Origin of the sequence: Frankia sp. ACN1ag, assembly GCF_001414035.1 — a bacterium.
GTDB classification, from domain to species: domain Bacteria; phylum Actinomycetota; class Actinomycetes; order Frankiales; family Frankiaceae; genus Frankia; species Frankia torreyi.
In genome coordinates, this window is sequence record NZ_LJPA01000019.1 from 62,913 (window position 1) to 87,494 (window position 24,582).

A 24,582-nucleotide genomic window follows, 5' to 3' on the forward strand; every position below is an offset into this window, starting at 1 on the left:
GGACCTCCGCGTCGATGACCCGGCGCCCGCGCTCGCCGGCGTGCCAGGCCAGGAAACGGGCCAGCGCCTCCCGGGCGGCGGCCCGCTCCTGGTCGCTGCGCCAGCGGGCCTCGTAGTCGAGATGCCGCCAGACGGTGTCGAGCCGGGCGTCGAGGGCGGCGAGGTCCGCCGGGGTGCGCCCGGTGGTGACCTCGTCGGCGAGGGCGTGCACCACCTTGCCGAAGCCCTGCGCGGTGGAGGCGACGGTGACCGCGTGCGCCTCGTGCTCCAGGAACCACCGCAACGAGCAGGTGCCGATGCTCGACAGTGACGAACCGGACAGCCGCAGGGGCGCGCCCGGCGCGACGACCGGCACGTCGGAGTCGGTCACGTCGAGCAGACCCCACCAGGTGGTCGGGTGCGCGGCGGGGACGAGCGGGCGGTGGGCATCGTCGCGGGCGGCGGCGAGGGCGGCGAGGCGGCGGCGGGCGGCGGCGCGCAGGGCCGGGCTGGACGTCGGCTCGGTCGCCAGCCGGCGCAGCGTCGCGACGAGGCCGACGAGGGTCAACGGCCGGGCCGGGCGGCCGGGGACGTTCTCGACGGCGACCCCGAGCTCGTCGAGCAGCCGGCTGGGCAGGCTGCCGTCGTCGTCCGGGCTGTTGACGGCGGTGACCAGCAGGCGCCGCCGGGCCCGGGTGAGCGCGACGTAGAACAGTCGGCGCTCGTCGGCGAGCAGATCCTGGCGAGTCAGCGGCGGGCGCAGGCCACCGCGGGCGGGCGCGTCGAGCTGTTCCGCACCGAGCAGCGAATGCCGCTCCCGCAGGTCCGGCCAGATCCCGTCCTGGACCCCGCAGACGGCGACGACGTCCCACTCCAGGCCCTTGGCGCGGTGCGCGGTCAGCAGCCGCACGCCGCGGCGGCGGGCGTCCTCCCCCACCGGCGCGATGGCGTCGGCGGCGATCTGCTGGCGGCCCAGCTCGTCGACCAGCGAGGCGGCGCCGGTGCCGCGCCGCTGGGCGAGGCGGGCGACGGCGTCGAACAGGGCCACCACCGCGTCGAGGTCGCGGTCGGCCGCGCGCCCCGCCGCCCCGCCGGCCGCCGACGCCGCCACCAGCTCCTGCTGCCAGCCGCTGGCGGACCACAGCGCCCACAGCGCCTGCTCGGGCGAGCCGGCCGGCTCCCGCAGCGCCCGGCGGGCCACCACGAGCAGGTCGCCGACCCGGCGGGCGGGCCGGGCGACCGGGTCGGCGACGCGCACCAGCCAGCGGTCCGGCTCGGCGACGGCCTCGCGGACCAGCTCGGCCGACGCGGCGGGCTGCCCGGCGCCGGCATCGCGATCGAAGGCACGCAGCGCGCGGCCCAGCTCGCGCAGGCCCGCCGGGTCCGCCCCGCCGAGCGGGGAGGTGAGCAGGGTACGGGCGGCATCGACGGTGAGCGCCCCGGTGGGATCGTCCGCACAGCGCAACGCCAGCAGCAGCAGCGCCGCGGCCGGTTCCTGCGCGACGGGCAGGTCGTCGCCGTCGACGCTGACCGGCACGCCCGCGGCGGTCAGCACCCGGCGCAGCCGGGCGATCCGGTCCGCGGTGCGGACGAGGACCGCCATCGCGGGCCAGGGGGTGGCGTTCTCCAGGTGCTCGCGGCGCAGCAGGTCGGCGACGGCCTCCGCCTCCGCGCCGGCACTCTGGTAGGTCCGGGCCTGGACCCGGCCCGCGCCGAGATCGGTGCGCCCGATCAGGTCGCGGTGCGCCCGGATCTCGGCCACCGGGAGCCCGGCGGCCGGGATCCGCCGGGCCACGTGCCGGCTCGCCTGCAGCGGGGCGGGCGCCATCCGCCGACCGGTGCGCAGCGCGACGATCGGCGCGCCGGCGCCGCGTCCCGGCGCGCCGAATCGCTGGGGGAAGTCGAGCAGGCCGGCGACCTCCGCCCCCCGGAAGGCATAGATGGACTGGTCGGGATCGCCGAACACGACCAGGTCACGCCCGCCACCGGCGACCGCGCGCAGCAGCCGCTCCTGCGCCGGGTCGGTGTCCTGGTACTCGTCGACGAAGACGTGCTGGTAGCGGGCGCGCAGCGCCTCACCCGCCTCGGCGCCCTCGGCGACGACGACGGCCCGGTGCACCAGGTCGGCGTAGTCGAGCGCGCCTTCGAAGCCGAACACGTCGAGGTACATCTGGTAGAACTCGGCGAGGGCGGCCCAGTCCGGCCGGTCGGTGCGCCGGGCGAGCTGGGCCAGGCCCACGGGCTCCAGACCGACCTCGCGGGCCCGCGCCAGCAGTGCCCGCACCTCCTCGGTGAAGCCGCGGGTGCCCAGGGCGCGGGCGAGCTGCGGCGGCCAGACGGGATGGCCGTCCTCACGCGAGCCCTCGATGAGCTCCCGAAGCCGGCTGTCCCGCTCCGGGCCCGACAGCAGCCGGAACCCCCCCTGCGGCGCCGGCCGATCGTGCGCTCGCAGCAGCGCCAGGCACCAGGCGTGGAAGGTCCACACCCCCGGGCCGCCCCCGCCACCGGCCTCGGCGCCACCGGAGCCACCGGGGCCCAACCGGGCGGTGATCCGCTCGCGCAGCTCGCCCGCGGCCCGGCGGCTGAAGGTGAGGACCAGGATCGACCGCGGGTCCACCCCGGCCTCGATCCGGGCGGCGACCGCCTCTACCAGCGTGGCCGTCTTGCCCGTTCCGGGGCCGGCGAGCACCAGCAGCGGGCCGCCCGGGTGCTCGATGACCCGGCGCTGCGCCGCGTCGGCGACGAACGGGCGCGGCGGCGCGACCGGCGTCGGGACGAGCCGGTGGCCGGCGGGCGCGGCGGGGGCAGGTGCGGCAACCACCCCGACAGCACACCATGCGGGTCCGACAGCCTCGCAGCGGCTCCCGACCATGCCACGCCGCGCGGGGGTGGGCCGGGGTGAGGTCGCGTGCACGGGCGGGCCGGCGCGTGGCACTGTCATCGGTCATGACCGAATTAAGCGGGAAGGTCGCTCTTGTGACCGGGGCGGGATCCGGCATCGGCGCCGCCTGCGCCCGCCGGCTGGCGAGCGCGGGCGCCCAGGTTGTCGTCACGGATCGCCACCCGGACGGCGTCAAGGAGGTGGCGGCGCAGATCGAACGGGACGGCGGGGCGGCGATCGCGCTGGAAGCCGACGTCACCGATCCGGACGCGCTCGAACGGGCGGTGCAGGCCGCCGTCGGCACCTTCGGGCGACTCGATCTGGCGGTGAACAACGCCGGCGTCACCGCCGGGCGCGAGCCGGTCGGGACCACTCCCGCCGAGGACTGGCAGCGGGTGCTCGACGTCAACCTGTCCGGGGTCTTCTACAGCATGCGCGCCGAGATCACGGCGATGCTGCACGGCGGCGACGGCGGCTCGATCGTCAACATGGCCTCGGTGTTCGGCACGGTCGGCTTCGCCGGGTCCGCGCCGTACGTCGCCGCGAAGCACGGCGTGATCGGGCTGACCAAGACCGCGGCCCTGGAGTACGCGACGCGGCGGATCCGGGTCAACGCGGTCGCGCCCGGCTTCATCGACACGCCGCTGCTGCACGTCGACGGGCGCCGCCAGCGCGGCGCGGCGCTGCTGGCGCCGATCAACCGGCTCGGCACCGCCGAGGAGGTCGCCGAGGTGGCCGTGTTCCTACTGTCCGACCGGGCGTCGCTGGTGACCGGCAGCGTCTATCTCGCCGACGGCGGCCTGTCCGCCCGCTGATCAGCGGCCGGGCGGCCGTCCCAGCGGGCGGCGGCGAGGTCGACCCGCTCGCCGTCGGCCGACAGCGGGGTGCGGTCGGCGGCGAGCCGGCGCAGCGCCTCGGCCGGCGCGGCCGGATTCGGTTCGCCGCTCGCCCGGATGACCCGGTGCCACGGCAGGTCGTCGTCCGCGTAGCGGGAGAGCGCCGCGCCGACGGTCCGGCCGGTGCCCGCACCGACGTACTCGGCGACGTCGCCGTACGTCATCACCTTGCCCGGGGGGATCCGGGCGACCGCGTCGAGCACCTCGACCGCGTGCGGGCTCGGCTCGGCCCCGCCGAGGCGGAGCCGAGTGCCGAGCCCGGCGGACAGGCTTGCCGGCGGCGCGTCGCGCCGGGCGCGGGGCCGGCTCATCACGACCGGCGATGCTCGGGCCACGACAACCTGGCCGGCCCTGCGAATCCGGCCATCCCCGCGGGCCGGCCCACGCCGGTGACGGACCAGCCCACGACTCAGTAGACCGGCAGGGACTTGTCGACCTGGGTGGCCCAGGCCGTCACGCCGCCCTGGACGTGCACGGCCGAGGAGAACCCGGCGCCCTTGAGCGTCGCGAGCGCCTCGGCGGAGCGCACCCCGGACTTGCAGTAGACGACCACGCGCCGGTCCTGGGGCAGCTCGGCCAGGTGGGCCGGCAGGTCGCCCTTCGGGATCAGCCGGGCGCCGGGGATCCGGACGATCTCCCACTCGGCCGGCTCGCGGACGTCGACCAGCTCGATCGGCTCGCCGCCGTCCAGCCAGCCCTTGAGCTCGCTCGCGGTGATCGTGGAGCCGGCGGCCGCGAGCTGGGCCTCCTCGGAGACGACGCCACAGAACGCCTCGTAGTCGATCAGCTCGGTGATCGTCGGGTTCTTCCCGCAGAGCGGGCATTCCGGATCCTTGCGGACCTTGATCGACCGGTAGGTCATCTCGAGGGCGTCGTAGACCATCAGCCGGCCGACCAGCGGGTCGCCGATCCCGGTCAGCAGCTTGATCGCCTCGGTGGTCTGGATGGACGCGATCGACGCGCACAGCACGCCGAGCACGCCGCCCTCGGCGCAGGACGGGACCATCCCGGGGGGCGGGGGCTCCGGGTAGAGGCAGCGGTAGCACGGACCGTGATCCGCCCAGAAGACGCTGGCCTGGCCGTCGAACCGGTAGATGGAGCCCCAGACGTACGGCTTGCCGAGCAGGACGGCCGCGTCGTTGACCAGGTACCGGGTGGCGAAGTTGTCNGTCCCGTCGACGATGAGGTCGTACTGGCTGAAGATCTCCATCACGTTGGAGGTGTCCAGCCGGGTCTCGTGCAGGACCACATTGACGTACGGGTTGATGTTCAGGACCGAGTCCCGCGCCGACTCGGCCTTCGACCGGCCGATGTCGGACTGGCCATGGATGATCTGGCGCTGCAGATTCGACTCGTCGACGGTGTCGAACTCCACGATGCCGAGCGTTCCGACGCCCGCGGCCGCCAGGTACATCAGGGTCGGCGAGCCGAGTCCGCCGGCGCCGACCGCCAGCACCCTGGCGTTCTTCAGCCGCTTCTGGCCGTCCATGGCGACATCCGGGATGATCAGATGCCTGGAGTACCGGCGAACCTCGTCGACGGTCAGGCCCTCGGCGGGGTCGACCAGGGGCGGAAGGGACACGCTTGCTCCTCGCGTTCGGTGTCGTTCTTCGACGATGCCACAACGGCGCGCGGCCTCGTCGGGAATGAGTCATCCCGCGCCGGATCCGCGTGCNCCCACCGCCGCTTCGGCCCGCGGACCTCGCCCGGAACGACTCCCTTCGGTGCAGCGTCCGGCACCCCCGGCGTGTTCCCCGGACCCCCGGGGTACACCGACGATGACCTGATGACCACACCCCGTGGGGAGTTGAGTGCGGTGTCCTTCGTTGACAAGGTCAGGAACAAGGTGGACGAGCTGCGAGGACGGGGCAAGGAGACGGCCGGGAAGGCCACCGACAACCGTGACCTGCGGGCCGAGGGCAGGGGCGAGCGCGGAGTCGCCGACCTGCGCGACACCGGCGAGAAGGCCAAGGACACCTTCCGGCGCTAGCGCAGGGCCGCAGAAGTCCCCTTCGTCCCATCAGAAGCGCCCCTGCTGGCCCCGCAGAGGCCCACCCGGCAGAGGCCCACTCGGCCCGATCAGGCCGAGCGCCGGGTGGGCGCGGCGCCGCGTGGGGGCGTCGCCTTCGACTTCGCGGCCCCCTTGGCAGCCGCACCATCACCATGGGCGGACGCGCCCTTGACCGACGTGCTCCTGACCGACGTGCCCTTAACGGACGCGCCCCTGACGGCTGTGCCCTTGGACGGCGCCGCCTTGGCAGGCTGTGCCTTGGCAGGCGTGGCCTCAGCGGGGGAAGCCTTGGCTGGCGTGGCCTTGGCTGGCGCCGCCTTGGCTGCGGTGGCCTTGGCAGGCGTGGCCTCGACGGCCGTGGTCCTCGCCGACGCAGCCTTCGGCGCCGCGCTCCTCGCCCTCGGCGGGACCTTCTCCTCGGCAGGCTCGGCGGCGGAGGGCTCCTCGGCGGAGGGCTCCTCGGCGCCGGCACCGTCCGGGTGGTCCCGGCGGGCCGCGGCGATACTCGCACGCAGCGTGGCCATCAGGTCCCCGACCGGCTCCTGCTGCGGGCTGGCGGGCGGGCTGACCACCGCACGGCCGGCGATCTTGGCGTCGATCACCGACTGCAGCGCCTCCCGGTACTGGTCGGTGAACCGGGTGGGGTCGAAGTCGGCGGCGAGGGTGGCGATCAGCGAGGCGGCCATCGCCAGCTCCTGCGGGCGCACCTCGACGTCCTCGTCCAGGAACGGGAAGTCCGGCTCGCGCACCTCGTCCGGCCAGATCATCGTCTCCAGGACGAAGACGCCGTCGCGCACCCGGAGCGTCGCGAGCTGCTCGCGCTGACGCAGAGCTATCTTCACCAGCGCGACGCGGCCCGATTCGGCGAGCGCGTCGCGCAACAGGACGTAGGGCTTCGCGCCGGTGCGGTCCGGTTCGATGTAGTAGCTCTTGGCGAAGTAGATCGGGTCGACCTGCTCCAGCGGGACGAACTCCAGCACGTCGATCGCCCGGGAGGTGGACAACGGCAGGTTCGCGAAGTCCTCGTCGGTGAGCACGACGGTCTGGCCGTCCGGCAGCTCGTAGCCCTTGGCGATGTCGGCGTAGTTGACCTCGTCCCCGTCGGCCTCCGCCACCCGGCGATACCGCACGCGGGAGCCATCCGAGCGCCTGACCTGGTGAAATGCGACATCCCGCTCCTGCGTCGCGGAGTAGAGCCGGACCGGGATCGACACCAGGCCGAAGGAGATCACACCCTTCCAGATCGAACGCATGTTCGCCCCTCACGTCGACTACCCACCATGGTGACCCACTGGACGCCCACGAGTAAGCCAGATGAGGGAAACGCCCGAAGTTATCAGCAGACGCGACCGTGGGCACGACGGATCGCCAGCGGGACACCGCGCGGCCGACGCCGGGTCGCCGCCGTCGGCACCGGCCGGAAGGGGTGAGGGGGGCGTGCCCGGGACAGTGGGTTCGGGCGGACATGCGCGACTGCTGGCGCCCCGAGGATCTGGCCTTCACCGCGGACGAGGTGCCGCGACGGGTCGCCGAGCACGGGGACCCGTTCGCCCCCTGCGCACGGACCCGTCCGGCGACGGACGATCGGCCCGACCGGGCGGGTCGGATGGTTCCGCGTGAGACCGCCCGATCCCGGGCACATCGCGGTCCGGACCCGGCCCGGGTTGCGGACCGAATCCGGCACCCGCCGCGGCGGGCCGCCACCCCGACGAGCGCAGGAGGACGTACCCATGGGAGTTCCCACCGATCTGCCGGCCTCCGGCCTTCCCCTGGAGGCGCCGGACGCCGACGCGGCCGAGCAGGCCCGGGAGGTCCGCCCGCCGACGGGCGCACCGCCGGTGCCCCCCGCGCCGCCGAGTGAGGCCGACGAGTTCGACGTCGTCGAGCAGAGCATCGTCGTCGAGACCGACGAGGACGACTACTACCGCTGACCCCGTACCGCTGACCCCGTACCGCTGACCCGCGGTCCAGCCTTCGCCACACCGGACGTCCGGCCGGCCCGCTGTGCGACAGTGGGCCGGCCTCGGGGCCCGGTGATCGCGTTCCGGTGCCGCCCGCCGCGTCGGTGTCCGCGGGTAGGGTTTGACCACATCGACCAGGAGGTGCGCCGGTGACCGCCGAGCCAGCCTCGCCCGGCACGCGCCCGGGACGCACTCCCCGGCTACCCCGCACCGCCCGCCGCTTCCAGCTCCTCGGAGCCGCCCGCGAGGTCTTCGTCGCCCAGGGCTACCACGCCGCCGCGATGGACGAGATCGCCGAGCGCGCGGGCGTCAGCAAGCCGGTGCTCTACCAGCACTTCCCGGGCAAGCTGGAGCTGTACCTCGCGCTGCTCGACGAGCACACCACCCAGCTCGTCACGAGCGTGCAGGAGGCGCTCGCGTCGACCACCGACAACCACGCGCGCATTGNGCGCTCGGTGCGCGCGTACTTCGACTTCGTCAACGACCCGTCGGGCGCCCACCAGCTCGTGCTGGAGTCCGACCTGCGCAGCGTGCCCGCGGTGCGCCAGCGCATCGAGACCGCGTTCGCCCAGTGCGTGCGTTCCATCGCGGCGACCATCGTCGCCGACACCGGGCTGACCCAGGACGAGGCCGACCTGCTCGCCGTCGGGCTGGTGGGGCTCGCCGAGACGGCCTCCCGGTGGTGGCTGGTCCGCGGCGGCACCGTGGCGAAGGAGCGGGCCATCGAGTCGATGGTGGAGCTGGCCTGGCGCGGCATCGGCGGGTACCCCCGCACTGACCCGCCCGACTCCAGGCCCGCGCACGAGGAGCCTCGGTCGGACCGGTGAGCGCCGGGTGTGCCGGGAGCGAACACGCCGTTCCCGTCCCGGTGGAGAAGTCCCGGAAGCCATAGTGTGGGCGGTGATCCAACCTCGGCGGCGGGTGTCCGCCGGCGGTAGGTCCGACGAAGGCGGAGGTCATCGGTGGAGGTCAAGATCGGCGTGCGGCAGGTCAGCCGGGAGCTGGTGCTGGAGAGCGACCAGTCGGCGGAGGCCCTCGCCGCGTTGGTGGGAGAGGCGGTCAAGGCCGACAACGGCGTGCTGACCCTCACCGACGACAAGGGTCGGCAGGTGGTGGTTCCGGTCGCGTCCCTGGCCTACGTGGAGATCGCCGCCGGCGGGCCGCGGCGCGTGGGTTTCGGCGGTTGATCGAAGCCTGATCGCGAGCTCGGCGTGCCGTGCGGCCTGTCCGCCCGGCACGCCCGGCGGGCGATCAGGCAGACAAGCTGTCAGGCAGACAGGCGGACTGTCAGGCGGACAGGCCCAGCGCCGCCATCCGGCGGCCGTGCGCGGCCATGAGGCGGTTGAAGATCGCCGCCAGCGCGTCCAGGTCGCCGACCCCGACCAGCAGGCCGGTCAGCGCGTCCCGGTCGACCCCCACCCGCTGCGCCTGGGTGAGCGCCTCGCCGACCAACCGGCGGGCCCACAGCGCAAGGCGGCCGGCGACCGTCGGGTTGGCCTCGATGGCCGCCCGCACCCGGTCGATCGCGAACGCGGCGTGGCCGGTGTCGTCGAGCACATTCAGCACCAGTTCCCGCGACGGCGAGGGCAGTCGCGTGGCGATCTCGCGGTAGAAGTCGGCCGCGATGTTGTCGCCCACGTATGCCTTGACCAGGCTCTCCAACCAGTCGGCCGGGGCGGTCGAGTTGTGGAACGCGGTCAGCGGGCCGATGAACGGCGCCATCGCGTGCTCGCGGTCGACGCCGAGCCGATCCAGTTCCCCGCAGATGGCCTGAAAGTGGGAGAACTCGGCGGCAGCCATGGCCGCGAGGGCGATCTTGTCACCGAGAGTCGGGGACATCCGCGCGTCGGTGGCCAGCCGCTCGAAGGCGGTCAGCTCGCCGTAGGCGAGCAGGCCCAGCAGGTCGACGGTCGCCTGGTCCGGCTGGCCCGCCAGGTCCGGCCCGGACGCGTCGGTCGGCGGGAAGGATGTCTGTGTCACAGGCGCGATTCTGGCACCTGCCGCCGTCGCTGTCGGCAAACCTCGGCCAAGGAGCCCCCACTCGGCGTACACACCAGCTATGCTAGGCCGTAGCCAGAGGTCGTTATGTCACCTCGGCTGTCGCGTAGCAGGCGTCGCCTCGTCACCTGTGCACCCAGAGTAGCCACCTATGGCGCCGGGGCACACGGACTTCGGGTCGCGGGCGCCGCGCGGCTCACCGCGAGCGGGTTCAGCGTAGACACCGCTCAGAGAAGACCAGGAGCGTCCCGCTGTCCGTCACAGCCGCAGCACCCTCGGATGATCTACCCACTTCCCAACCCCTGACCGACACGCCCGCAACGCCGGCCGCGCCCACCTTCGCCGACCTCGGGGTTCGCCCCGAGACGGTCGAGGCGCTGACCGAAGCAGGCATTGTGCACGCTTTCCCCATCCAGGAGCTGACGCTTCCGCTCGCCCTGGCCCGCAACGACATCATCGGTCAGGCCCGCACCGGCACCGGCNAGACCCTCGCCTTCGGCATCCCCGTCGTCCAGACGGTGCTGGCGGCGAAGGAGGGCGCCGACGGGCGGCCGCAGGCCCTCATCGTCGTGCCGACCCGGGAACTGTGCGTCCAGGTGACGTCCGACGTCACCCGCGCCGGCGCGGGCCGCGGCCTTCGGGTGTTGTCCGTGTACGGCGGGCGCGCCTACGAGCCGCAGCTCACCGCGCTGCGCGCCGGTGTCGACATCGTCGTCGGGACGCCGGGCCGGCTGCTCGACCTCGCCCGCCAGCGGGTGCTCGACCTCGCCGCCGTGCGCACGCTGGTGCTCGACGAGGCCGACGAGATGCTCGACCTTGGCTTCCTGCCCGACGTCGAGCGCATCATGGCGCAGCTCCCGACCAGCCGGCAGACCATGCTGTTCTCCGCGACCATGCCCGGCCCGGTCATCTCGCTGGCCCGCCGCTTCATGCAGCGGCCGGTGCATGTCCGCGCCGAGCAGCCGGACGAGACGCGCACGGTGCCGACCACGCACCAGCACGTCTTCCGCGCCCACGCGCTGGACAAGATGGAGGTGCTCGCCCGCGTCCTGCAGGCGGGTGGCCGCGGGCTCGCGATGGTGTTCGTGCGCACCCGCCGCACCGCGGACAAGGTCGCCGAAGACCTGGACAAGCGCGGGTTCGCCGCCGCCGCCGTGCACGGCGACCTCGGGCAGGGCCAGCGCGAGCAGGCGCTGCGCGCGTTCCGGGCCGGCAAGGTCGACGTCCTCGTCGCCACCGACGTTGCCGCCCGTGGCATCGACATCAGCGGCGTCACCCACGTGGTGAACTACCAGTGCCCCGAGGACGAGAACGTCTACCTGCACCGGATCGGCCGCACCGGCCGCGCCGGCGAGAGCGGCGTCGCCGTCACGTTCGTCGACTGGGACGACCTGCCCCGGTGGACGCTGGTGAACAAGGCGCTCGCGCTGCCGTTCGAGGGCCCGCTCGAGACCTACTCCACCTCGCCGCACCTGTACGAGGCGCTCGGCATCCCGACGGAGGCCAAGGGCACCCTCCCGCACGCCGCGCGCACCCGCGCCGGGCTCGACGCGGAGGACCTCGAGGACCTCGGCGAGTCCCGTCGTGGTGGGCGCCGCGGGGCGCGTTCCGGGCGTGAGACGCCCCAGGCGGACAACCCGCCGGTGCCGGCCCGCACCCGCACCCGTCGCCGCACCCGCGGTGGTGGCGCCGCAGCCGCCGCGACCGGCCTGACCATCGCCGCCGACGGTAGCGAGCAGGACGACCCGGCCGGCACGGCACCGGACCTGGACCTGGACGTCGTCATCTCCGACGACACCGACGACACCGACGACACCGCGCACGTCGTCTCGGCGCTGTCCTCGGAGGCGGGTGGCGAGCCGGTCCGCCGTCGCCGTCGCCGTCGCGGCAACCGTGGGCGCGGCTCCGGCACGGCCACCGAGCTCACGGAGGCCGACGGCGACGCGATCAGCTCGATCGGCGCGCTCGATGACGAGTCTCCGCGGGCCGAATCCGCCTGATCGGACGGACCGCCACCGCTCCTCCCCGCTCGTCCCCGTCCAAACGCCGGCCCGCGTGGCCCCCTGGCCCGGCGTTGGGACTCCCCCGCGGGAGCCGCTCAGCCCGCCGGCCGCAGATGCAGCCCGAGCCGCACCCAGCTCACCCGCCGGCAGGTCGGGCAGCGCAGCAACGAGGGATGCCGCGGGTGTACCAGCGGCAGGTGGACGCTGGGGGTGAGAGCCCGCAGCGCCTGCCACGCGCCGAGCAGGCTCGTCTGCCCGCAGCGGGAACACTCGACGCGCAGGCTCGTGTTCGGCGGGGTCGTCGGCCGCAGCCCGCTGTACAGCGCGCGCTTGCCGTGCGCGTCCCGTCCCACCGCCGGGCCCGACGGGGTTGGCGTCACCACCGGTGGTCGGGAACCGCGCGGGCGCAGCCGGTCGAACCCGGCGGAGGCGCGCTGCTGGGCGCGCGGCGACCGTGCCGGGCCGCTCGGCCCCGCACTCACCCCCGGGCTCCGTTGACCCCGACCGGTACCTGTCCGCCCCGAACCGCTTCGAGCGCCCCCGCTTCGAGCGGCGCCGCTTCGAGCGCCCCCGCTTCGAGGCGCACCGGCTCGAGCGGCACCGCTTCGAGCGGCACCGGCTCAGGAGGCCCAGCCTCGATCGGCCCGGCCTTGATCGGCCCGGCCTTGAGCGGCCCGGTTCCGACCGCCTCGGCGATGGCCCGGGCATGCGCCCGATAGGCCTCGGCGCCCTTGGAACGCCGCGCCGTCGACAGGATCGACCGGCCTGTGCCCGGCGCCTCGGCGAACCGCACGGAGCGGGCGATCGGCGGCGTGAGCACGGCGATGTCGTACCGCGCGGAGACGTCGGCGAGCACGGCTCGGCAGTGCGCCGTCCGCCCGTCGAACAGGGTCGGCAGGACGCCGCGGACTCCGAGGCCCGGATTCGTCAGCCGCTGCACGTCGTGCACCGTGTCGAGGAGCTGGCCGACACCGCGGTGCGACAGCGTCTCGCACTGCAGCGGCACGATCACCTCGTCGGCGGCGGTGAGCCCGTTGATGGTGAGNACGCCCAGCGACGGTGGGCAGTCGACAAGCACGAAGTCGTAGGCGTCGATCACCTCGGCGAGGGCGAGCCGCAACGCGTGCTCGCGGCCGGTGNGCGACAGCAGCACCGCCTCGCAGCCGGCCAGCTCGATCGTCGCGGGCAGCAGGTCCATGCCGTCGGAGGTCCTGGTGATCACGATGCCCGCGGAGAGCCGACCGAGGAGCACGTCGTGCACGGACAGCTCGAGGGCGTCGGGATCCAGGCCGAGGGAGAAGGTCAGGCACGCCTGTGGGTCGAGATCCACCAGCAGGACCCGGTAACCCAGCTCGCTCAGCGCGGCGCCGAGGCTGGACACGGAGGTCGTCTTGGCGACGCCACCCTTCTGATTCGCTACCGCAAGTACGTGTGCCACACCGATCAGTGTGGATGCGTAATCGTGTGGTCACAACACTTGGCGTCCCGAAACCTCGACGCGCCTCGCCGCCCGCGCGCCAACCGCCACAGACCGGACGCCCGCCCGCCGAGCGCCGCCCAGGTGGGACGCGGACGTACCGTGGCCCTGCCACGGTGTGCGGACAGGCGCCGCCGGGTAGCGCAGCATCAGCGGTCCCTTCCCGCGATTTCCCTCCTCGATGACGGACGTGATGCGACGGTGACCATGCCCGCCGGGATCGGCGGCGCCGGGTGATCCAGGCGATCGTCTATCTCGCGATCGTCGTGGTGCTGATCGCCGCCAACGCGCTGTTCGTGGCGGCGGAGTTCGCCCTCGTCGCGGTCGAGCCGCATCAGGCGGAGCAGGCCGCCCGTGTCGGCGATCGGCGGTCCCAGGCCCTGTCGGCGGCCGTGCGCTCGCTGTCGTTCCAGCTCTCCGGCGCGCAGCTCGGCATCACGGTGACCTCGCTGGCCGTCGGCTACCTCGCCGAGCCGGCGCTGGCCGCCCTCATCCATCCGGCGCTGCACGCCGTCGGCCTGCCGGACACGCCAAGCTCGGTGCTCGCACTCGTCCTCGCCCTGTTCGTCGCGACCGTGAGCCAGATGGTCTTCGGCGAGCTGGTGCCGAAGAACTGGGCGATCAGCGAGCCGCTGCGGGTGGGCCGGGCCGTTTCCTGGCCGCAGGTCGGGTTCTCCCGGGTATGTGGTCCGCTCATCAGGCTGCTCAACGGGGTCGCCAATGCGATCCTGCGCGCCCTGGGGGTGGAGCCCCAGGACGAGATGCACGCCGGGCGGTCCCCCGCCGAGCTCGGCTCGATCGTGCGGGCCTCCGCCCGCCAGGGCACCCTGCCGACCACGACGGCCGCGCTGCTGCGGCGGTCGCTGCGCTTCGGTGACCGCCACGCCGCCGACGTGATGACCCCGCGGGTCCGGACCGTCTGGGCCGACGCCGACATGCACGTCGCCGATCTGCTTCAGGTGGCGCAGCAGTCCGGTCATTCCCGGTTCCCGGTGCGGGGACGGGCCGAGGGAGAGCGCGCCGACGGGGACCGGGCCGGGGATGTCGACGGCGTGGTCGGGGTCGTGCACGTCAAGGACGTCTTCAGGATCCCGGCCGCGCGCCGCGCCGCGGTGAGCGTGCGCGAGATCATGGTTCCGCCGCTGCTCGTGCCCGCCTCGCTGGGCTGCGACGCGCTGCTCTCCCGGCTGCGCCGGCACGGGCTGCAGCTCGCCGCCGTCATCGACGAGTACGGCGGGAACGCCGGGATCGTCACCCTGGAGGACCTCGTCGAGGAGCTGGTCGGCGAGGTGTCGGACGAGCACGACCTGCCGAGCACCCCCGGCGTGGTGCCCGACGGGCCGCGCTCCTGGCTGCTGTCCGGGCTACTGCGACCCGACGAGGCGGTCGACGCGACCGGCGTTCGGCTGCCCGACGGGCCGTACGAGACGATCGCCGGGCTGGTGCTCGCCCGCCTGGGCCATCTCGGCGCGGTCGGGGAGCAGGTGGAGGTCGACGGCGTCATCCTGACGGTCGTGGCGGTCGATCGGCACCGCATCGACCGGGTGCGGCTGTCCGCCCCGCCCCTGCGCGCGCCCGAGGCACGGCAGACGCCCGAGGCACGGCAGACCCGACAGACCCGGCGGTCCCAGGCGGAGCGCGGATCATGACCCTGCTCGCGATGCTCGCCGGGCTCGCGCTGATCGCCGGCAATGCGTTCTTCGTCGGCGCCGAGTTCGCCTTCGTCTCCGCGCGCCGCGACCGGTTGGAACCCATGGTCGAGGCCGGCGACAAGCGGGCCCGCTCGGTCATCGGCGCCCTGGAGCACCTCTCCCCACTGCTCGCCGCGACCCAGCTCGGCATCACGCTGTGCTCGCTGGCCCTCGGCGCCGTCGCCGAGCCAGCCGTCGCGCGGCTGCTGACGGATCTGCTCCACGCGCTCGCCGTCCCCGCGGCAGCGCAGCACGCGATCGCCTTCGCCGTCGCGCTGACCATCGTGTCCGCGCTGCACATGGTGCTCGGCGAGATCGTGCCGAAGAACCTGTCGATCGCCGGACCCGAACGGGCCCTGGTCTGGCTCGGGCCGCCCCTGATCGCCTTCGCCCGAGCCACCTCGCCGTTCGTGCTCCTGCTGAACACCTTCGCCAACCGGGTGCTGCGGCTGCTGCGGGTCGAACCCCGCGACGAGCTCGCCTCCGCCTACACCCCGCAGGAGCTGGCGGCCATCATCGCCGAGTCGAAGCAGGAGGGTCTGCTCGAACAGGCCGAGCACGAGCGGCTTACCAGCGCCCTGGAGCTGTCCGACCGGGACGCGGGCGCGGTGATGATCCCGCTTTCGCAGGCCGTGACGATCGCCTGGACGACCACCGCCCGCGAGCTGGAGGACGTTGTCGCCCGCACCGGCTACTCCCGGTTCCCGGTGCGGGTGCCCGACGCCGCGACCACCTCCGCCCCGGGCCGCGACGCCGGGTCCGGCTCCGGCCGGGGTGCCATCGGCGACGACATCGAGATCGCGGGGTTCCTGCACGCCAAGGACGTCCTCGGGATCCCGCCCGGGGACCTCGACACCCCACTGGCGCCGACGCGGCTGCACGAGATGGTGGAGCTGGCCACGGACACGCCCCTGGACCAGGTGCTGCGCCGCATGCAGCGTGCCGGCAGCCACCTGGGCCGGGTCGTCGACGCCGCGGGGACGACCGTCGGCGTCATCGCGATGGAGGACGTGGTCGAGCAGTTCGTCGGCGAGGTCACCGACGCCAGCCACCACGACTGAGCACGGGCCGGCCCCGGCGCGGCAGCCACCCCCGGCGCGGCAGTCAGAGCCGGGTTCAGTCGGAGCCGGGCGCCGCCGACTGCACCACCTCGAACGACCACAGCGTGGCCCCGGTCGCCGCGGGAGCTCCGGCCCCGCCGTGACCGCCGGCACCACCGGGACCGCCAGCACCACCGGGACCAGCGCCGCCGCCGTGCCCGGCCGGCGCGCCCTGCCCGGCCGGCGCGCCCGCGGCAGCCGCGGCCTCGGCGGCCGCCCGACGGTGGCCCTCCTCGAACGCCTGCGAGGACTGCCACTTCTGGAAGTCCTCCTCGCTACGCCAGCGGGTGTAGACGAGGTAGGTGTCCGTTCCCTCGATCGGGCGCAGCAGCTCGAACCACTCGAACCCGTCGGCCTGCTCGACCATCCCGGCCCGGCCGGCAAACCGCGATTCCAGGGCGGCCCGCATCTCGGCGGGCACGGTCAGCGCATTGATCTTGACGACGCTCATATCCTCACCGTAGTGCGAAGGCGCCCGCGCGGCGCCACTAGAGTGCCCCAGCGTGACAGGTCTTCCCCGGGTCGCCGTCCTCGGCGTGGACGTGGCCACCGCCGCCGCGACGATCTCCCTCGTCGACGGGGGGCTCGCGGTCGCCGCGTTCTCCTCCGGCCCCGTGCCGCCCGCCGCCCACGCCCGCCTCGCCGCGTACGGCTGCGCCGACCAGGTCCTCGCGGTGTCGCCCGGCACCCTGCGCCTCACGGCGGCCGGCCCGGCGGCGCCGCCCTTCGAGGTCCATGGCGTGCGGGCCGATCCCCGGCCCTCGGCGACGTCCGCGGCCCCGGCCGCCGCGGTGGCGGCCGCGGGAGCCGGGGCGGGGGACGACCTGCTCGGCGTCTTCGACGCGGTCGTGCTGGGCGACGGCACGGCCCGGCTGGGGCCGGGCGGGCCGGACTCGCCCCGTTTCGGCGGCGTGTTCGACCTGGCGGCGGCCTGGGTCTTCCACGTCGGCGGCCCCCCGGAGCTGGCCGGCGCGCAGGGTCGGTGGATCGGGGAGTATCTGCGTGGCCGGTACGCCCCGCCCGAGCCCGCGGCGATGAGCGCCCGCCCGGCGCTGCTCGGCCGGTCGACGCGCGGCGGGGTGCGTGCCGAGCTCGCCGAGCTGGACCGCGAGCTGCGCGCCGGGCACGCCCGCGCCGCCGGCATCGGCTACCGGCTGCCGACGCCGCCGGCCCGGCTCACCCCGGCGCCGTGACAACCCCGCCCGAGCGCCGGCTTCAGCCGCCGGCGGCCGGGCGGCTCAGACGGGCCAGGCGGTCCGCGGCGGCCTGCAGCGTGGAGAGCTTCTTGGGGAAGCCGAACCGGATGATGTGGCGTCCGTCGGCGGGATCGGCGAAGAACGACGAGCCGGGCACGGCCGCCACCCCGATCTCGGTGACCAGCCGGCGGGCCAGGGCCACGTCGTCCCCGGCAGGGTCGATCGCGCGGGTGTCGCACATCACGTAGTAGGCGCCGTCCGGCTGCCGGAACGTGAACCCGGTGTCGGCCAGCGAGGCGCACAGCAGGTCGCGGCGGGTGCGGTACTGCTCGGCGAGCCCGTCGTAGTAGGCGGGCGGCAGGCCCATCGCCGCCACGCCGCCGGCCTGCAACGGTGCCGCCGCGCCGACGGTCAGGAAGTCGTGGACCTTGCGGATCGCCGAGGTGTAGGCGGGCGGCGCGATCGTCCAACCGACCCGCCAGCCCGTCACCGCGTAGGTCTTCGACAGGGCGTTGATGGTGACGGTCCGATCCTCGAGGCCGGGGATCGTCGCCGGCGGGATGTGGCCGCCGGGTCCGAGGTAGTGGATGTGCTCGTAGATCTCGTCGGTGAACACCAGCGTGTCGTGGCGTTGGCAGAGCTCGGCGACCAGCTCCAGCTCGTCGCGGCGCAGCACCTTGCCGGTCGGGTTGTGCGGGGTGTTCAGGACGATGGCCCGGGTGCGGTCGCTGAACGCCGCGCGCAGCTCCGCCGGGTCGATCGACCAGTCGGGGGCGTGCAGGCGGACCAGCCGCGGCCGGGCGCCGGACAGGATCGTGTCGGGGCCGTAGTTCTCGTAGAACGGCTCGAACATGATCACCTCGTCGCCGGGATCGACCAGCGCCAGCATGGTGGCGATCATTGCCTCGGTCGAACCGCAGGTCACGCAGATCTCGGTGTCCGGGTCGACCGACCAGCCCGGGTAGGTCCGCCCCACCTTCGCGGCGACCGCGGCCCGGAACTCCGCCGCCCCCCAGGTGATCGCGTACTGGTTCACGTCCGCGTCGATGGCGGCCTTGGCCGCCTCCTTGAGCTCGGGCGGGCAGGCGAAGTCGGGGAACCCCTGGGCCAGGTTCACCGCGTCATGCGCGAGAGCGAGCCGGGTCATGTCCCGGATGACGGACTCGGTGAAGGTCATCGCCTTCGCGGAGACCCGCGGCTGGGCGGGGGCTGTGGTCTGCTCGGACACCGCCCCATGGTGACATCCGACGGGCGAGGAGGTCGCCGGATGGCCGGTGCCGCGGCAGGTCAGCCGGCCGGCTCGGGGTCCTCGCCGAGGGCGGCCCAGGGCTGGCGCTCGGGGCCGGCGGCCTGGCCTTCCGCACACAGCCGGCGGAAGTCGCACCACGAGCACAGCGGGCCGGGGCGGGGCGGGAAGGCGCGATCGGGTTCACCGCCGCCGCGCAGCGCCTCGGTCGCCTCGACGGCGTCGGCGGCGACGGACTCGGCGCGGCGGACGTGGCGGGCGATGCTGTCCTCGGTGTGCTCGGCGGCGGCGACCCGCCCGGTGGGCACGTGGTGCAGCTCGACCCGCCGGCAGGGCTGGCGCAGCATCCGGCCCGCGGCCAGCGCGTAGAGCGCCAGGGCCCGCGAGGTCCGGGCGTCGTCGTCGGTGACGGGTCGCCGGCCGGTCTTGTAGTCGACGACGACGAGCTCCCCGTCCCGGTCGTCGAGGCGGTCGACCCGGCCGGAGAAGGCCAGCGCCTCGGTGCGGGTGGCGACCGAGCGCTCGACCCCGCGCGGCTCGGCCGCCGGGTCCAGGCCCGCGACGTAGCCACGGACCATCCCGACGGCCCGCTCCCGCCAGTGCTGCGACTGCTCGGGATCGCGGAACCCCTCGTCGACCCAGCCCAGGCGCAGCAGCTCGGCGGCGCGCAGCGGGGTGCGCCGCTGATGCGGCTCCTCCCACCACCGGCGCAGCGCGTTGTGCACGCTGACACCGAAGGAGGTGTGCGCCCACGGCGGCCCCTTCGGCGGGCGCGGCCGGTCCAGATAGATCATCCGGTAGCGGCGGGGGCAGTCCTCGAACGCGGCCAGCCGCGACGGCGTACAGGCGAACAGCTTGCGGGGCATGCCGCCGAACTCCATCTGTCCCATCGATCGATCATCCCACCCCGCCACCGGGGAGCCGCGGCACCAGCGAAGGGGCGGACCATCCGGGACGAGGCGGGTGGTTGCGGCGCCGCGTCGGTTCCTGGACGGATCCGCGCCGGGCTGGCATGCTTGCTGTATGGAGAGCAGCCGAACCTCGCGCCACGGCGCGCTGCTGCCTCCGTTTTATGGGGACCGGGCACGGTCCCCGCTCCACCGCTGACCTCACGCGGTACGAGCGTCAGACCCAGGCCCGGTCCGCCCCGGGTCGTCTTGGCCTGGGCTGCGCCGGGCCTCCGATCGAAAGGCCCATTCGTGGATAACCTCGTCGACCGTTCCGACGCCGCGATCCCCGCGCCCACGGCGCCGGGCGCCATCCTCACCGGCGCGGGGCGCGCGCCGATCGCGGGCGAGTCGCTGACGATCAGCAACATCGCCGAGGGACGCCAGCACATCGACGACATCGACGCCCAGCTCCGCGAGCTGCTGGCCACCCGCCGCGACCTGTCCCGGCAGATCCAGGCGCTGCGCTCGGCCGAGGGCGGCCCGCGGATCGAACACGCCCGGGAAAACGAGATCATCGCCGTCTGGGCGAACGAGCTGGGTCCCCGTGGCGTCGAGATCGCGATGGCGGTGCTGACGCTCTGCCGGGGCGCGGCGGGCCAGTCCTAGGACAGCTCCCGCGGTCAGCTCCCGCGGTCAGCTCCCGCGGTCAGCGCTCGCGCTCCTGCGGCCCGCCGGGCGACCCACCGGCGGGCCGGGCGGTGTCCTGCTCTGCGGCGGGGGCCCGGTCGCGGCGGGCGGGGCGCTCGCCCTCGCGGCGTCGGCGCCGGTCGCGCCGTTCCCGGTCGCGGTCGTGTTCGGCCGCGTCCAGCTCGGCGAGCAGGGCGCGCAGCTCCGAGCGCAGGAAGTCGCGGGTGGCCAGCTCGCCGATGGTGATGCGCACGGCGGCCAGCTCCCGGGCCAGGTACTCGGTGTCATCGCGGGTGCGGACCGACTGCTCCCGGTCCTGGGCGAGGTTCGCCCGGTCCCGGTCGTCCTGCCGGTTCTGCGCCAGCAGGATGAGCGGCGCCGCGTACGCGGCCTGCAGCGACAGCACCAGCGTCAGGAAGATGAACGGGAACTCGTCGAACCGCGCGGAGCTGGGGACGAAGACGTTGTAGGCGACCCACAACACGATGACGATGCTCTGGGCGACGAGGTAGCGCGCCGTCCCGATGAACCGGGCCACCCGCTCGGCGATCCGGCCGAACGCGTCCGGCTCGTAGGCGGGCCGTAGCGACGCGCGCCGCGACAGCCGCGGCTGGTCCAGGCGCGCGCCGCGCCGGCGCCCCCTCACGGAGCCGCCGGCGGGCTGGCGCCCACCCCACCCAGGGCGCCGGGTTCCCCACCGCCCGGGGGCGGGGCGAACAGGCCCGGCGTCGTGTGGGTGTCGACGTCGGATTCGAGCTGGCGCTCGCGCCAGTCGGCCGGCAGCAGGTGGTCGAGGACGTCGTCGACGGTGACCACGCCGACGAGCCGTCCGCCGCGGTCAAGCACCGGCGCCGCGACCAGGTTGTACGACGCCAGCAGCCGGGTGACCTCGGCGAGCGGGGTCTCCGGCCGCAGCGACGCCATGTCCACGTCGATCACGCCGCCGACCAGGGTGGACGGCGGCTCCCGCAGCAGCCGCTGGAAGTGCGCGAGACCCAGGTAGCGGCCGGTGGGCGTCTCATACGGTGGGCGGACCACGTAGACCTGCGCGGCCAGCGCCGGGGACAGCTCCGGCTCGCGGATGCGCGCGAGCGCCTCGGCCACCGTCGCGTTCGGGGCGAGCACGACCGGCTCGCTGGTCATGATCCCACCGGCGGTGTCGTCGGCGTAGCGCAGCAGGCGGCGCACGTCGGCGGCCTCGTCCGGCTCCATCAGCCGCAGCAGCCGCTCGGCGTCCTCGGCGGGTAGCTCGCCGAGCAGGTCCGCCGCGTCGTCGGGGCCCATCGCCTCCAGCACGTCGGCGGCGCGTTCCTCGGCGAGCCCGCCGAGCAGCTCCACCTGCTCGTCCTCGGGCAGCTCCTCCAGGACGTCGGCGAGCCGTTCGTCGTCGAGGGCCGCGGCGACTTCGGCGCGCCGCTTGTCGGACAGGTCGTGCAGCAGGGTCGCGAGGTCCGCGGGGCGCAGCTTCTCGAACGCGGCCAGCAGGTTCGCCGCGCCCTGGCCCCCCTCGGCCAGTGACAGGCCGGTGACCTCGTCCCAGGCCACGGTGCGCACCTCGCCGCGCCGACCCCGACCGGTGCGGACGGCCACCTGGTCGAGTACCCAGTCCCCGCCGCGGATCGGCTCGATCGCGGCGTCGACGACGGTGACCTCGGTGTCCGAGGACAGCAGCGTCGCGCGGCGGTCGAGCAGCTCGCCGAGGACCCTGGTCTCGTTCGGCCGTTGCTGGAAGCGTCGCCAGCTCAGCCGGGCCGAGGAGAGCACGACCGCGCCGGACTCCACGCCGGTGACCCGCCCGATCGGCACGAAGATCGGCCGGCGCTGGACCTCGACGGCAAGGCCCAGCACGCGGGGCGGCTCGTGCCCGAGGCGCAGCGTGACGATGATGTCGTGGACCCGGNCGACCTGGTCGCCGTTCGGGTCGAGAACCAGCAGGCCGGCCAGGCGGCGGCAGTACACCCTGGACTGGGTGGGGCGCGTGGGCATCCTGGTCACTGACCGTTCCCGACGTAGGCGGGCATACCGCCGCGGGCCGGCGCCGCAGTCCTGTTCACGGCCGGAGGCTACCCGCGCGGGCGCTTCCCGCAACCCCGACCCCGGCATACCCGCCCGCCTGGGCATTCACGGGGCCGGTGAGGCCGTCCGGGCGCGGCCGGGCACAGGCCGCGGCGCGGATGGTCGCCGTTGGTCGTCGAGGATCGAAGGAGGCACCGGCGGCCACAGGTGGGCACAGGTCGACGCAGGGATGCTCACCGAACGGATCGATCCGGGGATCCCGGACCGGGAACGAGCACGATGAGTGACGAGTCGATAGCATAGGGATCATGCCGCAGCGTTCCCGCCGATCGTGTCTGGCCGTCCCCGGATCCTCGACGAAGATGCTCGGCAAGGCCCAGGGCCTGCCCGCCGACCAGGTGTTCTGCGATCTGGAGGACTCGGTCGCGCCCGGCGCGAAACAGGCCGCCCGGGCGAACGTGGTCGCGGCGCTCAACGAGGGCGACTGGACGGGCCGGACCCGGGTCGTCCGGGTGAACGACCTGACGACCCGCTGGACCTACCGCGACGTCATCGAGGTCGTCGAGGGCGCCGGGGCGAACCTGGACTGCGTCATGCTGCCGAAGGTGCAGTCCGCCGCCCAGGTGGCCTGGCTGGACCTGCTGCTCACCCAGATCGAGAAGGTGCTCGGGTTCGAGGTCGGCCGGATCGGGATCGAGGCGCAGATCGAAACGGCGCTCGGCCTGTCGAACGTGCGCGAGATCGCCTTCGCCAGCCCCCGGATCGAGACCATCATCTTCGGCCCGGCCGACTTCATGGCCTCGATCAACATGCCGTCGCTCACGGTCGGCGCGCTCAGCCCGGACTATCCGGGCGATCCCTTCCACTACGTGCTGTTCAAGATTCTCGAGACGGCCCGCGCCCGCGGGGTGCAGGCAATCGACGGACCCTTTCTCCAGATCCGCGACACCGAGGGTTTCCGGGCGACCGCCGCCCGCTCGGCCGCGCTCGGCTTCGACGGGAAGTGGGTACTGCATCCCGGCCAGATCGAGGCGGCCAACGAGATCTATGCGCCGCGCCAGGCCGACTACGACCACGCCGAGCTGATCCTGGACGCCTACGCCTGGCACACCTCGGCCGAGGGCGGGCTGACCGGCGCGGTGATGCTCGGCGACGAGATGATCGACGAGGCCAGCCGCAAGATGGCCGAGGTCGTCGCGGGCAAGGGCCGCGCCGCGGGGCTCGCCCGCACGCGGAAGTTCGAGCCGCCGGTCGGCGTCGGGCGCTAGCCGACCGCGCACGCCAGCCGACCGCGCACGCCAGCCGGCCGCGCAGGCCGCAGGAGGGGACGACCGATGGGCAGGATCGCGCAGACCGACGACCTGACCGACGTGCAGCGCGACATCCTCGCGGCGGTGCGCACGTTCGTCGACAAGGAGATCCTTCCGTTCGCCACCGAGCTCGAACACGCCGACGAATACCCGGAGTCCATCGTCGAGTCGATGAAGGAGATGGGGCTGTTCGGGATCACCATTCCCGAGCAGTACGGCGGGCTGGGCGAGTCGCTGCTCACCTACGCGCTGGTCGTGGAGGAGATCGCCCGGGGCTGGATGAGCGTCGCCGGGGTCGTCAACACCCATTTCATCGTCGCCTACCTGATCGGCCGGCATGGCAGCGCCGACCAGCGCCGCCGGTTGTTGCCGCGGATGGCCACCGGCGAACTGCGCGGCGCGTTCTCGATGAGCGAGCCCGGCTGCGGCTCGGACGTCGCGGCGATCACCAGCCGGGCCGACCGGAATGTCGACGACGACGGCGACGGCTACGTGCTCAACGGGCAGAAGATGTGGCTGACCAACGGCGCGCGGGCCGGGATCGTCGCCACCCTGGTGAAGACCGACGAGGGCGCCGAGTCGGTCTACCGGAACATGACCACCTTCCTGCTGGAGAAGGAACCGGGCTTCGGCACCCACGGCGGGATCACCATTCCCGGCAGCATCGACAAGCTCGGCTACAAGGGCATCGAGACGACCGAGATGATCCTTGCCGACCACCGGGTGCCGGCCGCGGCGATCCTCGGCGGCGACGACGGCCGCGGCCAGGGCTTCTACCAGATGATGGACGGCGTCGAGGTCGGTCGGGTCAACGTCGCCGCGCGGGCCTGCGGCATCATGATCCGCGCCTTCGAGCTCGGCGTCGCCTACGCGCAGACCCGGCGCACCTTCGGCCGGCCGATCGCCGAACACCAGGCCATCGCCTTCAAGCTCGCCGAGATGGCGACCAAGGTCGAGGCCGGTCACCTGATGATGGTGAGCGCCGCCCGCAAGAAGGACTCGGGGCAGCGCAACGACGTCTCCGCCGGGATGGCGAAGTACCTGGCCAGCGAGTACTGCCACGAGGTGACGACGGAGGCGTTCCGCATCCACGGCGGCTACGGCTATTCGAAGGAGTACGAGATCGAGCGCCTCTACCGGGAGGCGCCGTTCATGCTCATCGGCGAGGGCACCTCCGAAATCCAGAAGCGGATCATCAGCCGGGCCCTGCTGCGGGAGTACGAAACGCCTCGCTGACCCG

General features: G+C 73.9%; 22 protein-coding genes and 7 pseudogenes. 14 read left to right on the top strand and 15 right to left on the bottom strand.

What is annotated here, in order from left to right; translation table 11 throughout:
* A pseudogene (locus tag UK82_RS18135) lies at positions 1-2,851 on the bottom strand (UvrD-helicase domain-containing protein); the annotation flags it as partial.
* A gap of 74 nt (positions 2,852-2,925) precedes the next feature.
* Between UK82_RS18135 and UK82_RS18140 the strand changes: the two are divergent.
* On the top strand, positions 2,926-3,675 hold the full coding sequence (locus UK82_RS18140) for an SDR family NAD(P)-dependent oxidoreductase (RefSeq protein WP_044888305.1): 750 nt from the start codon (positions 2,926-2,928) through the stop codon (positions 3,673-3,675).
* Here UK82_RS18140 and UK82_RS18145 read toward each other — a convergent pair.
* The 3 genes and pseudogenes from UK82_RS18145 to UK82_RS38465 form a co-directional block, all read right to left on the bottom strand.
* Positions 3,642-4,067: an MGMT family protein gene (locus UK82_RS18145; RefSeq protein WP_044888304.1), complete on the bottom strand. Its 426-nt coding sequence runs from the start codon at positions 4,065-4,067 to the stop codon at positions 3,642-3,644. The two genes, UK82_RS18140 and UK82_RS18145, sit on opposite strands and share 34 nt — an antisense overlap.
* A gap of 98 nt (positions 4,068-4,165) precedes the next feature.
* A partial coding sequence (locus UK82_RS38460; RefSeq protein WP_236706086.1) for a ThiF family adenylyltransferase occupies positions 4,166-4,924 on the bottom strand: 759 nt, incomplete at its 5' end.
* A gap of 1 nt (position 4,925) precedes the next feature.
* A pseudogene (locus UK82_RS38465) lies at positions 4,926-5,338 on the bottom strand (ThiF family adenylyltransferase); the annotation flags it as partial.
* A 204-nt stretch (positions 5,339-5,542) separates the two neighbouring features.
* Between UK82_RS38465 and UK82_RS18155 the strand changes: the two are divergent.
* On the top strand, positions 5,543-5,746 hold the full coding sequence (locus UK82_RS18155; RefSeq protein ID WP_044888312.1) for a CsbD family protein: 204 nt from the start codon (positions 5,543-5,545) through the stop codon (positions 5,744-5,746).
* Between the two features lie 89 nt (positions 5,747-5,835).
* Here the strand turns inward: UK82_RS18155 and UK82_RS18160 are convergent, their stop codons facing one another.
* A complete protein-coding gene (locus tag UK82_RS18160) occupies positions 5,836-7,020 on the bottom strand; it encodes a Ku protein (RefSeq protein WP_055408305.1) in 1,185 nt (394 codons plus the stop codon).
* A gap of 477 nt (positions 7,021-7,497) precedes the next feature.
* Here UK82_RS18160 and UK82_RS18165 point away from each other — a divergent pair, with 477 nt between their 5' ends.
* From UK82_RS18165 to UK82_RS18175, 4 genes and pseudogenes are all read left to right on the top strand, one after another.
* Complete coding sequence (locus UK82_RS18165) at positions 7,498-7,698, top strand: hypothetical protein (RefSeq protein WP_044888301.1); 201 nt, start codon at positions 7,498-7,500, stop codon at positions 7,696-7,698.
* Positions 7,699-7,877: 179 nt separating this feature from the next.
* On the top strand, positions 7,878-8,175 hold a 298-nt coding region (locus UK82_RS38470; RefSeq protein WP_236706087.1), incomplete at its 3' end, for a TetR/AcrR family transcriptional regulator.
* Between the two features lies 1 nt (position 8,176).
* Positions 8,177-8,555 (top strand): annotated as a pseudogene (locus UK82_RS38475) (TetR/AcrR family transcriptional regulator); the annotation flags it as partial.
* Between the two features lie 135 nt (positions 8,556-8,690).
* Positions 8,691-8,915 carry a DUF3107 domain-containing protein gene (locus UK82_RS18175; protein WP_044888299.1) on the top strand — a complete coding sequence of 75 codons (225 nt, stop codon included), beginning with the start codon at positions 8,691-8,693 and terminating at the stop codon, positions 8,913-8,915.
* A gap of 100 nt (positions 8,916-9,015) precedes the next feature.
* Here UK82_RS18175 and UK82_RS18180 read toward each other — a convergent pair whose 3' ends face one another.
* Positions 9,016-9,708, bottom strand: a complete 693-nt coding sequence (locus tag UK82_RS18180) for a ferritin-like fold-containing protein (RefSeq protein WP_044888298.1) — start codon at positions 9,706-9,708, stop codon at positions 9,016-9,018.
* Positions 9,709-9,977: 269 nt separating this feature from the next.
* On the opposite strand from UK82_RS18180, the pseudogene UK82_RS42860 reads away from it, so the two are divergent.
* Both UK82_RS42860 and UK82_RS18185 read left to right on the top strand, forming a co-directional pair.
* Positions 9,978-10,208 (top strand): annotated as a pseudogene (locus UK82_RS42860) (ATP-dependent helicase); the annotation flags it as partial.
* A 1-nt stretch (position 10,209) separates the two neighbouring features.
* Positions 10,210-11,726: pseudogene (locus UK82_RS18185) on the top strand (DEAD/DEAH box helicase); the annotation flags it as partial.
* A gap of 98 nt (positions 11,727-11,824) precedes the next feature.
* On the opposite strand, the gene UK82_RS18190 reads toward UK82_RS18185, so the two are convergent.
* The 4 genes and pseudogenes from UK82_RS18190 to UK82_RS38495 all read right to left on the bottom strand — a co-directional run.
* Positions 11,825-12,211, bottom strand: coding sequence for a hypothetical protein (locus UK82_RS18190; protein ID WP_236706088.1), 387 nt, complete (start codon positions 12,209-12,211; stop codon positions 11,825-11,827).
* Positions 12,208-12,774, bottom strand: a 567-nt coding sequence (locus UK82_RS38485; RefSeq protein ID WP_236706089.1) for a ParA family protein, incomplete at its 5' end; no start/stop codon positions are given. The genes UK82_RS38485 and UK82_RS18190, both read right to left, overlap by 4 nt.
* A 1-nt stretch (position 12,775) precedes the next feature.
* A pseudogene (locus UK82_RS38490) lies at positions 12,776-12,868 on the bottom strand (ParA family protein); the annotation flags it as partial.
* A gap of 1 nt (position 12,869) precedes the next feature.
* A pseudogene (locus UK82_RS38495) lies at positions 12,870-13,167 on the bottom strand (ParA family protein); the annotation flags it as partial.
* A gap of 272 nt (positions 13,168-13,439) precedes the next feature.
* Between UK82_RS38495 and UK82_RS18200 the strand changes: the two are divergent.
* Entirely contained in the window at positions 13,440-14,855 is a 1,416-nt protein-coding gene (locus UK82_RS18200) for a hemolysin family protein (RefSeq protein ID WP_044888295.1), read from the top strand.
* Positions 14,852-15,958, top strand: coding sequence for a hemolysin family protein (locus tag UK82_RS18205; RefSeq protein ID WP_044888294.1), 1,107 nt, complete (start codon positions 14,852-14,854; stop codon positions 15,956-15,958). Before UK82_RS18200 ends, UK82_RS18205 begins: the two co-directional genes overlap by 4 nt.
* Before the next feature lie 55 nt (positions 15,959-16,013).
* Here UK82_RS18205 and UK82_RS18210 read toward each other — a convergent pair whose 3' ends face one another.
* Entirely contained in the window at positions 16,014-16,448 is a 435-nt protein-coding gene (locus UK82_RS18210) for an antibiotic biosynthesis monooxygenase (RefSeq protein ID WP_055408312.1), read from the bottom strand.
* Between the two features lie 52 nt (positions 16,449-16,500).
* Between UK82_RS18210 and UK82_RS18215 the strand changes: the two genes are divergently transcribed.
* A complete protein-coding gene (locus UK82_RS18215) occupies positions 16,501-17,190 on the top strand; it encodes a hypothetical protein (protein ID WP_044883485.1) in 690 nt (229 codons plus the stop codon).
* Between the two features lie 22 nt (positions 17,191-17,212).
* On the opposite strand, the gene UK82_RS18220 is transcribed toward UK82_RS18215, so the two are convergent.
* Positions 17,213-18,421 carry a pyridoxal phosphate-dependent aminotransferase gene (locus UK82_RS18220; RefSeq protein ID WP_044883484.1) on the bottom strand — a complete coding sequence of 403 codons (1,209 nt, stop codon included), beginning with the start codon at positions 18,419-18,421 and terminating at the stop codon, positions 17,213-17,215.
* Between the two features lie 59 nt (positions 18,422-18,480).
* Positions 18,481-19,329, bottom strand: a complete 849-nt coding sequence (locus tag UK82_RS18225; RefSeq protein WP_044883483.1) for a PD-(D/E)XK nuclease family protein — start codon at positions 19,327-19,329, stop codon at positions 18,481-18,483.
* A gap of 309 nt (positions 19,330-19,638) precedes the next feature.
* Between UK82_RS18225 and UK82_RS18230 the strand changes: the two genes are divergently transcribed.
* Positions 19,639-19,995 carry a chorismate mutase gene (locus UK82_RS18230; protein ID WP_082121646.1) on the top strand — a complete coding sequence of 119 codons (357 nt, stop codon included), beginning with the start codon at positions 19,639-19,641 and terminating at the stop codon, positions 19,993-19,995.
* Positions 19,996-20,035: 40 nt separating this feature from the next.
* Here the strand turns inward: UK82_RS18230 and UK82_RS18235 are convergent, their stop codons facing one another.
* Entirely contained in the window at positions 20,036-20,662 is a 627-nt protein-coding gene (locus tag UK82_RS18235) for a DUF1003 domain-containing protein (RefSeq protein WP_236706090.1), read from the bottom strand.
* Positions 20,659-21,916 (bottom strand): magnesium transporter MgtE N-terminal domain-containing protein (locus tag UK82_RS18240; protein WP_236706091.1); only part of this gene is annotated, 1,258 nt, incomplete at its 5' end. The genes UK82_RS18235 and UK82_RS18240, both read right to left, overlap by 4 nt.
* A 424-nt stretch (positions 21,917-22,340) precedes the next feature.
* On the opposite strand from UK82_RS18240, the gene UK82_RS18245 reads away from it, so the two are divergent.
* Positions 22,341-23,300, top strand: a complete 960-nt coding sequence (locus UK82_RS18245; protein WP_055408316.1) for a CoA ester lyase — start codon at positions 22,341-22,343, stop codon at positions 23,298-23,300.
* A 66-nt stretch (positions 23,301-23,366) separates the two neighbouring features.
* A complete protein-coding gene (locus UK82_RS18250) occupies positions 23,367-24,578 on the top strand; it encodes an acyl-CoA dehydrogenase family protein (protein ID WP_044883480.1) in 1,212 nt (403 codons plus the stop codon).
* Positions 24,579-24,582: the final 4 nt, after the last annotated feature.

Coding starts and splice junctions, on each gene's coding strand:
- UK82_RS18140 (WP_044888305.1), top strand. CDS start 2,926: ATGACCGAATTAAGCGGGAAGGTCGCTCTTGTGACCGGGGCGGGATCC.
- UK82_RS18145 (WP_044888304.1), bottom strand. CDS start 4,067: ATGAGCCGGCCCCGCGCCCGGCGCGACGCGCCGCCGGCAAGCCTGTCC.
- UK82_RS18155 (WP_044888312.1), top strand. CDS start 5,543: ATGACCACACCCCGTGGGGAGTTGAGTGCGGTGTCCTTCGTTGACAAG.
- UK82_RS18160 (WP_055408305.1), bottom strand. CDS start 7,020: ATGCGTTCGATCTGGAAGGGTGTGATCTCCTTCGGCCTGGTGTCGATC.
- UK82_RS18165 (WP_044888301.1), top strand. CDS start 7,498: ATGGGAGTTCCCACCGATCTGCCGGCCTCCGGCCTTCCCCTGGAGGCG.
- UK82_RS18205 (WP_044888294.1), top strand. CDS start 14,852: ATGACCCTGCTCGCGATGCTCGCCGGGCTCGCGCTGATCGCCGGCAAT.
- UK82_RS18210 (WP_055408312.1), bottom strand. CDS start 16,448: ATGAGCGTCGTCAAGATCAATGCGCTGACCGTGCCCGCCGAGATGCGG.
- UK82_RS18225 (WP_044883483.1), bottom strand. CDS start 19,329: ATGGGACAGATGGAGTTCGGCGGCATGCCCCGCAAGCTGTTCGCCTGT.
- UK82_RS18245 (WP_055408316.1), top strand. CDS start 22,341: ATGCCGCAGCGTTCCCGCCGATCGTGTCTGGCCGTCCCCGGATCCTCG.
- UK82_RS18250 (WP_044883480.1), top strand. CDS start 23,367: ATGGGCAGGATCGCGCAGACCGACGACCTGACCGACGTGCAGCGCGAC.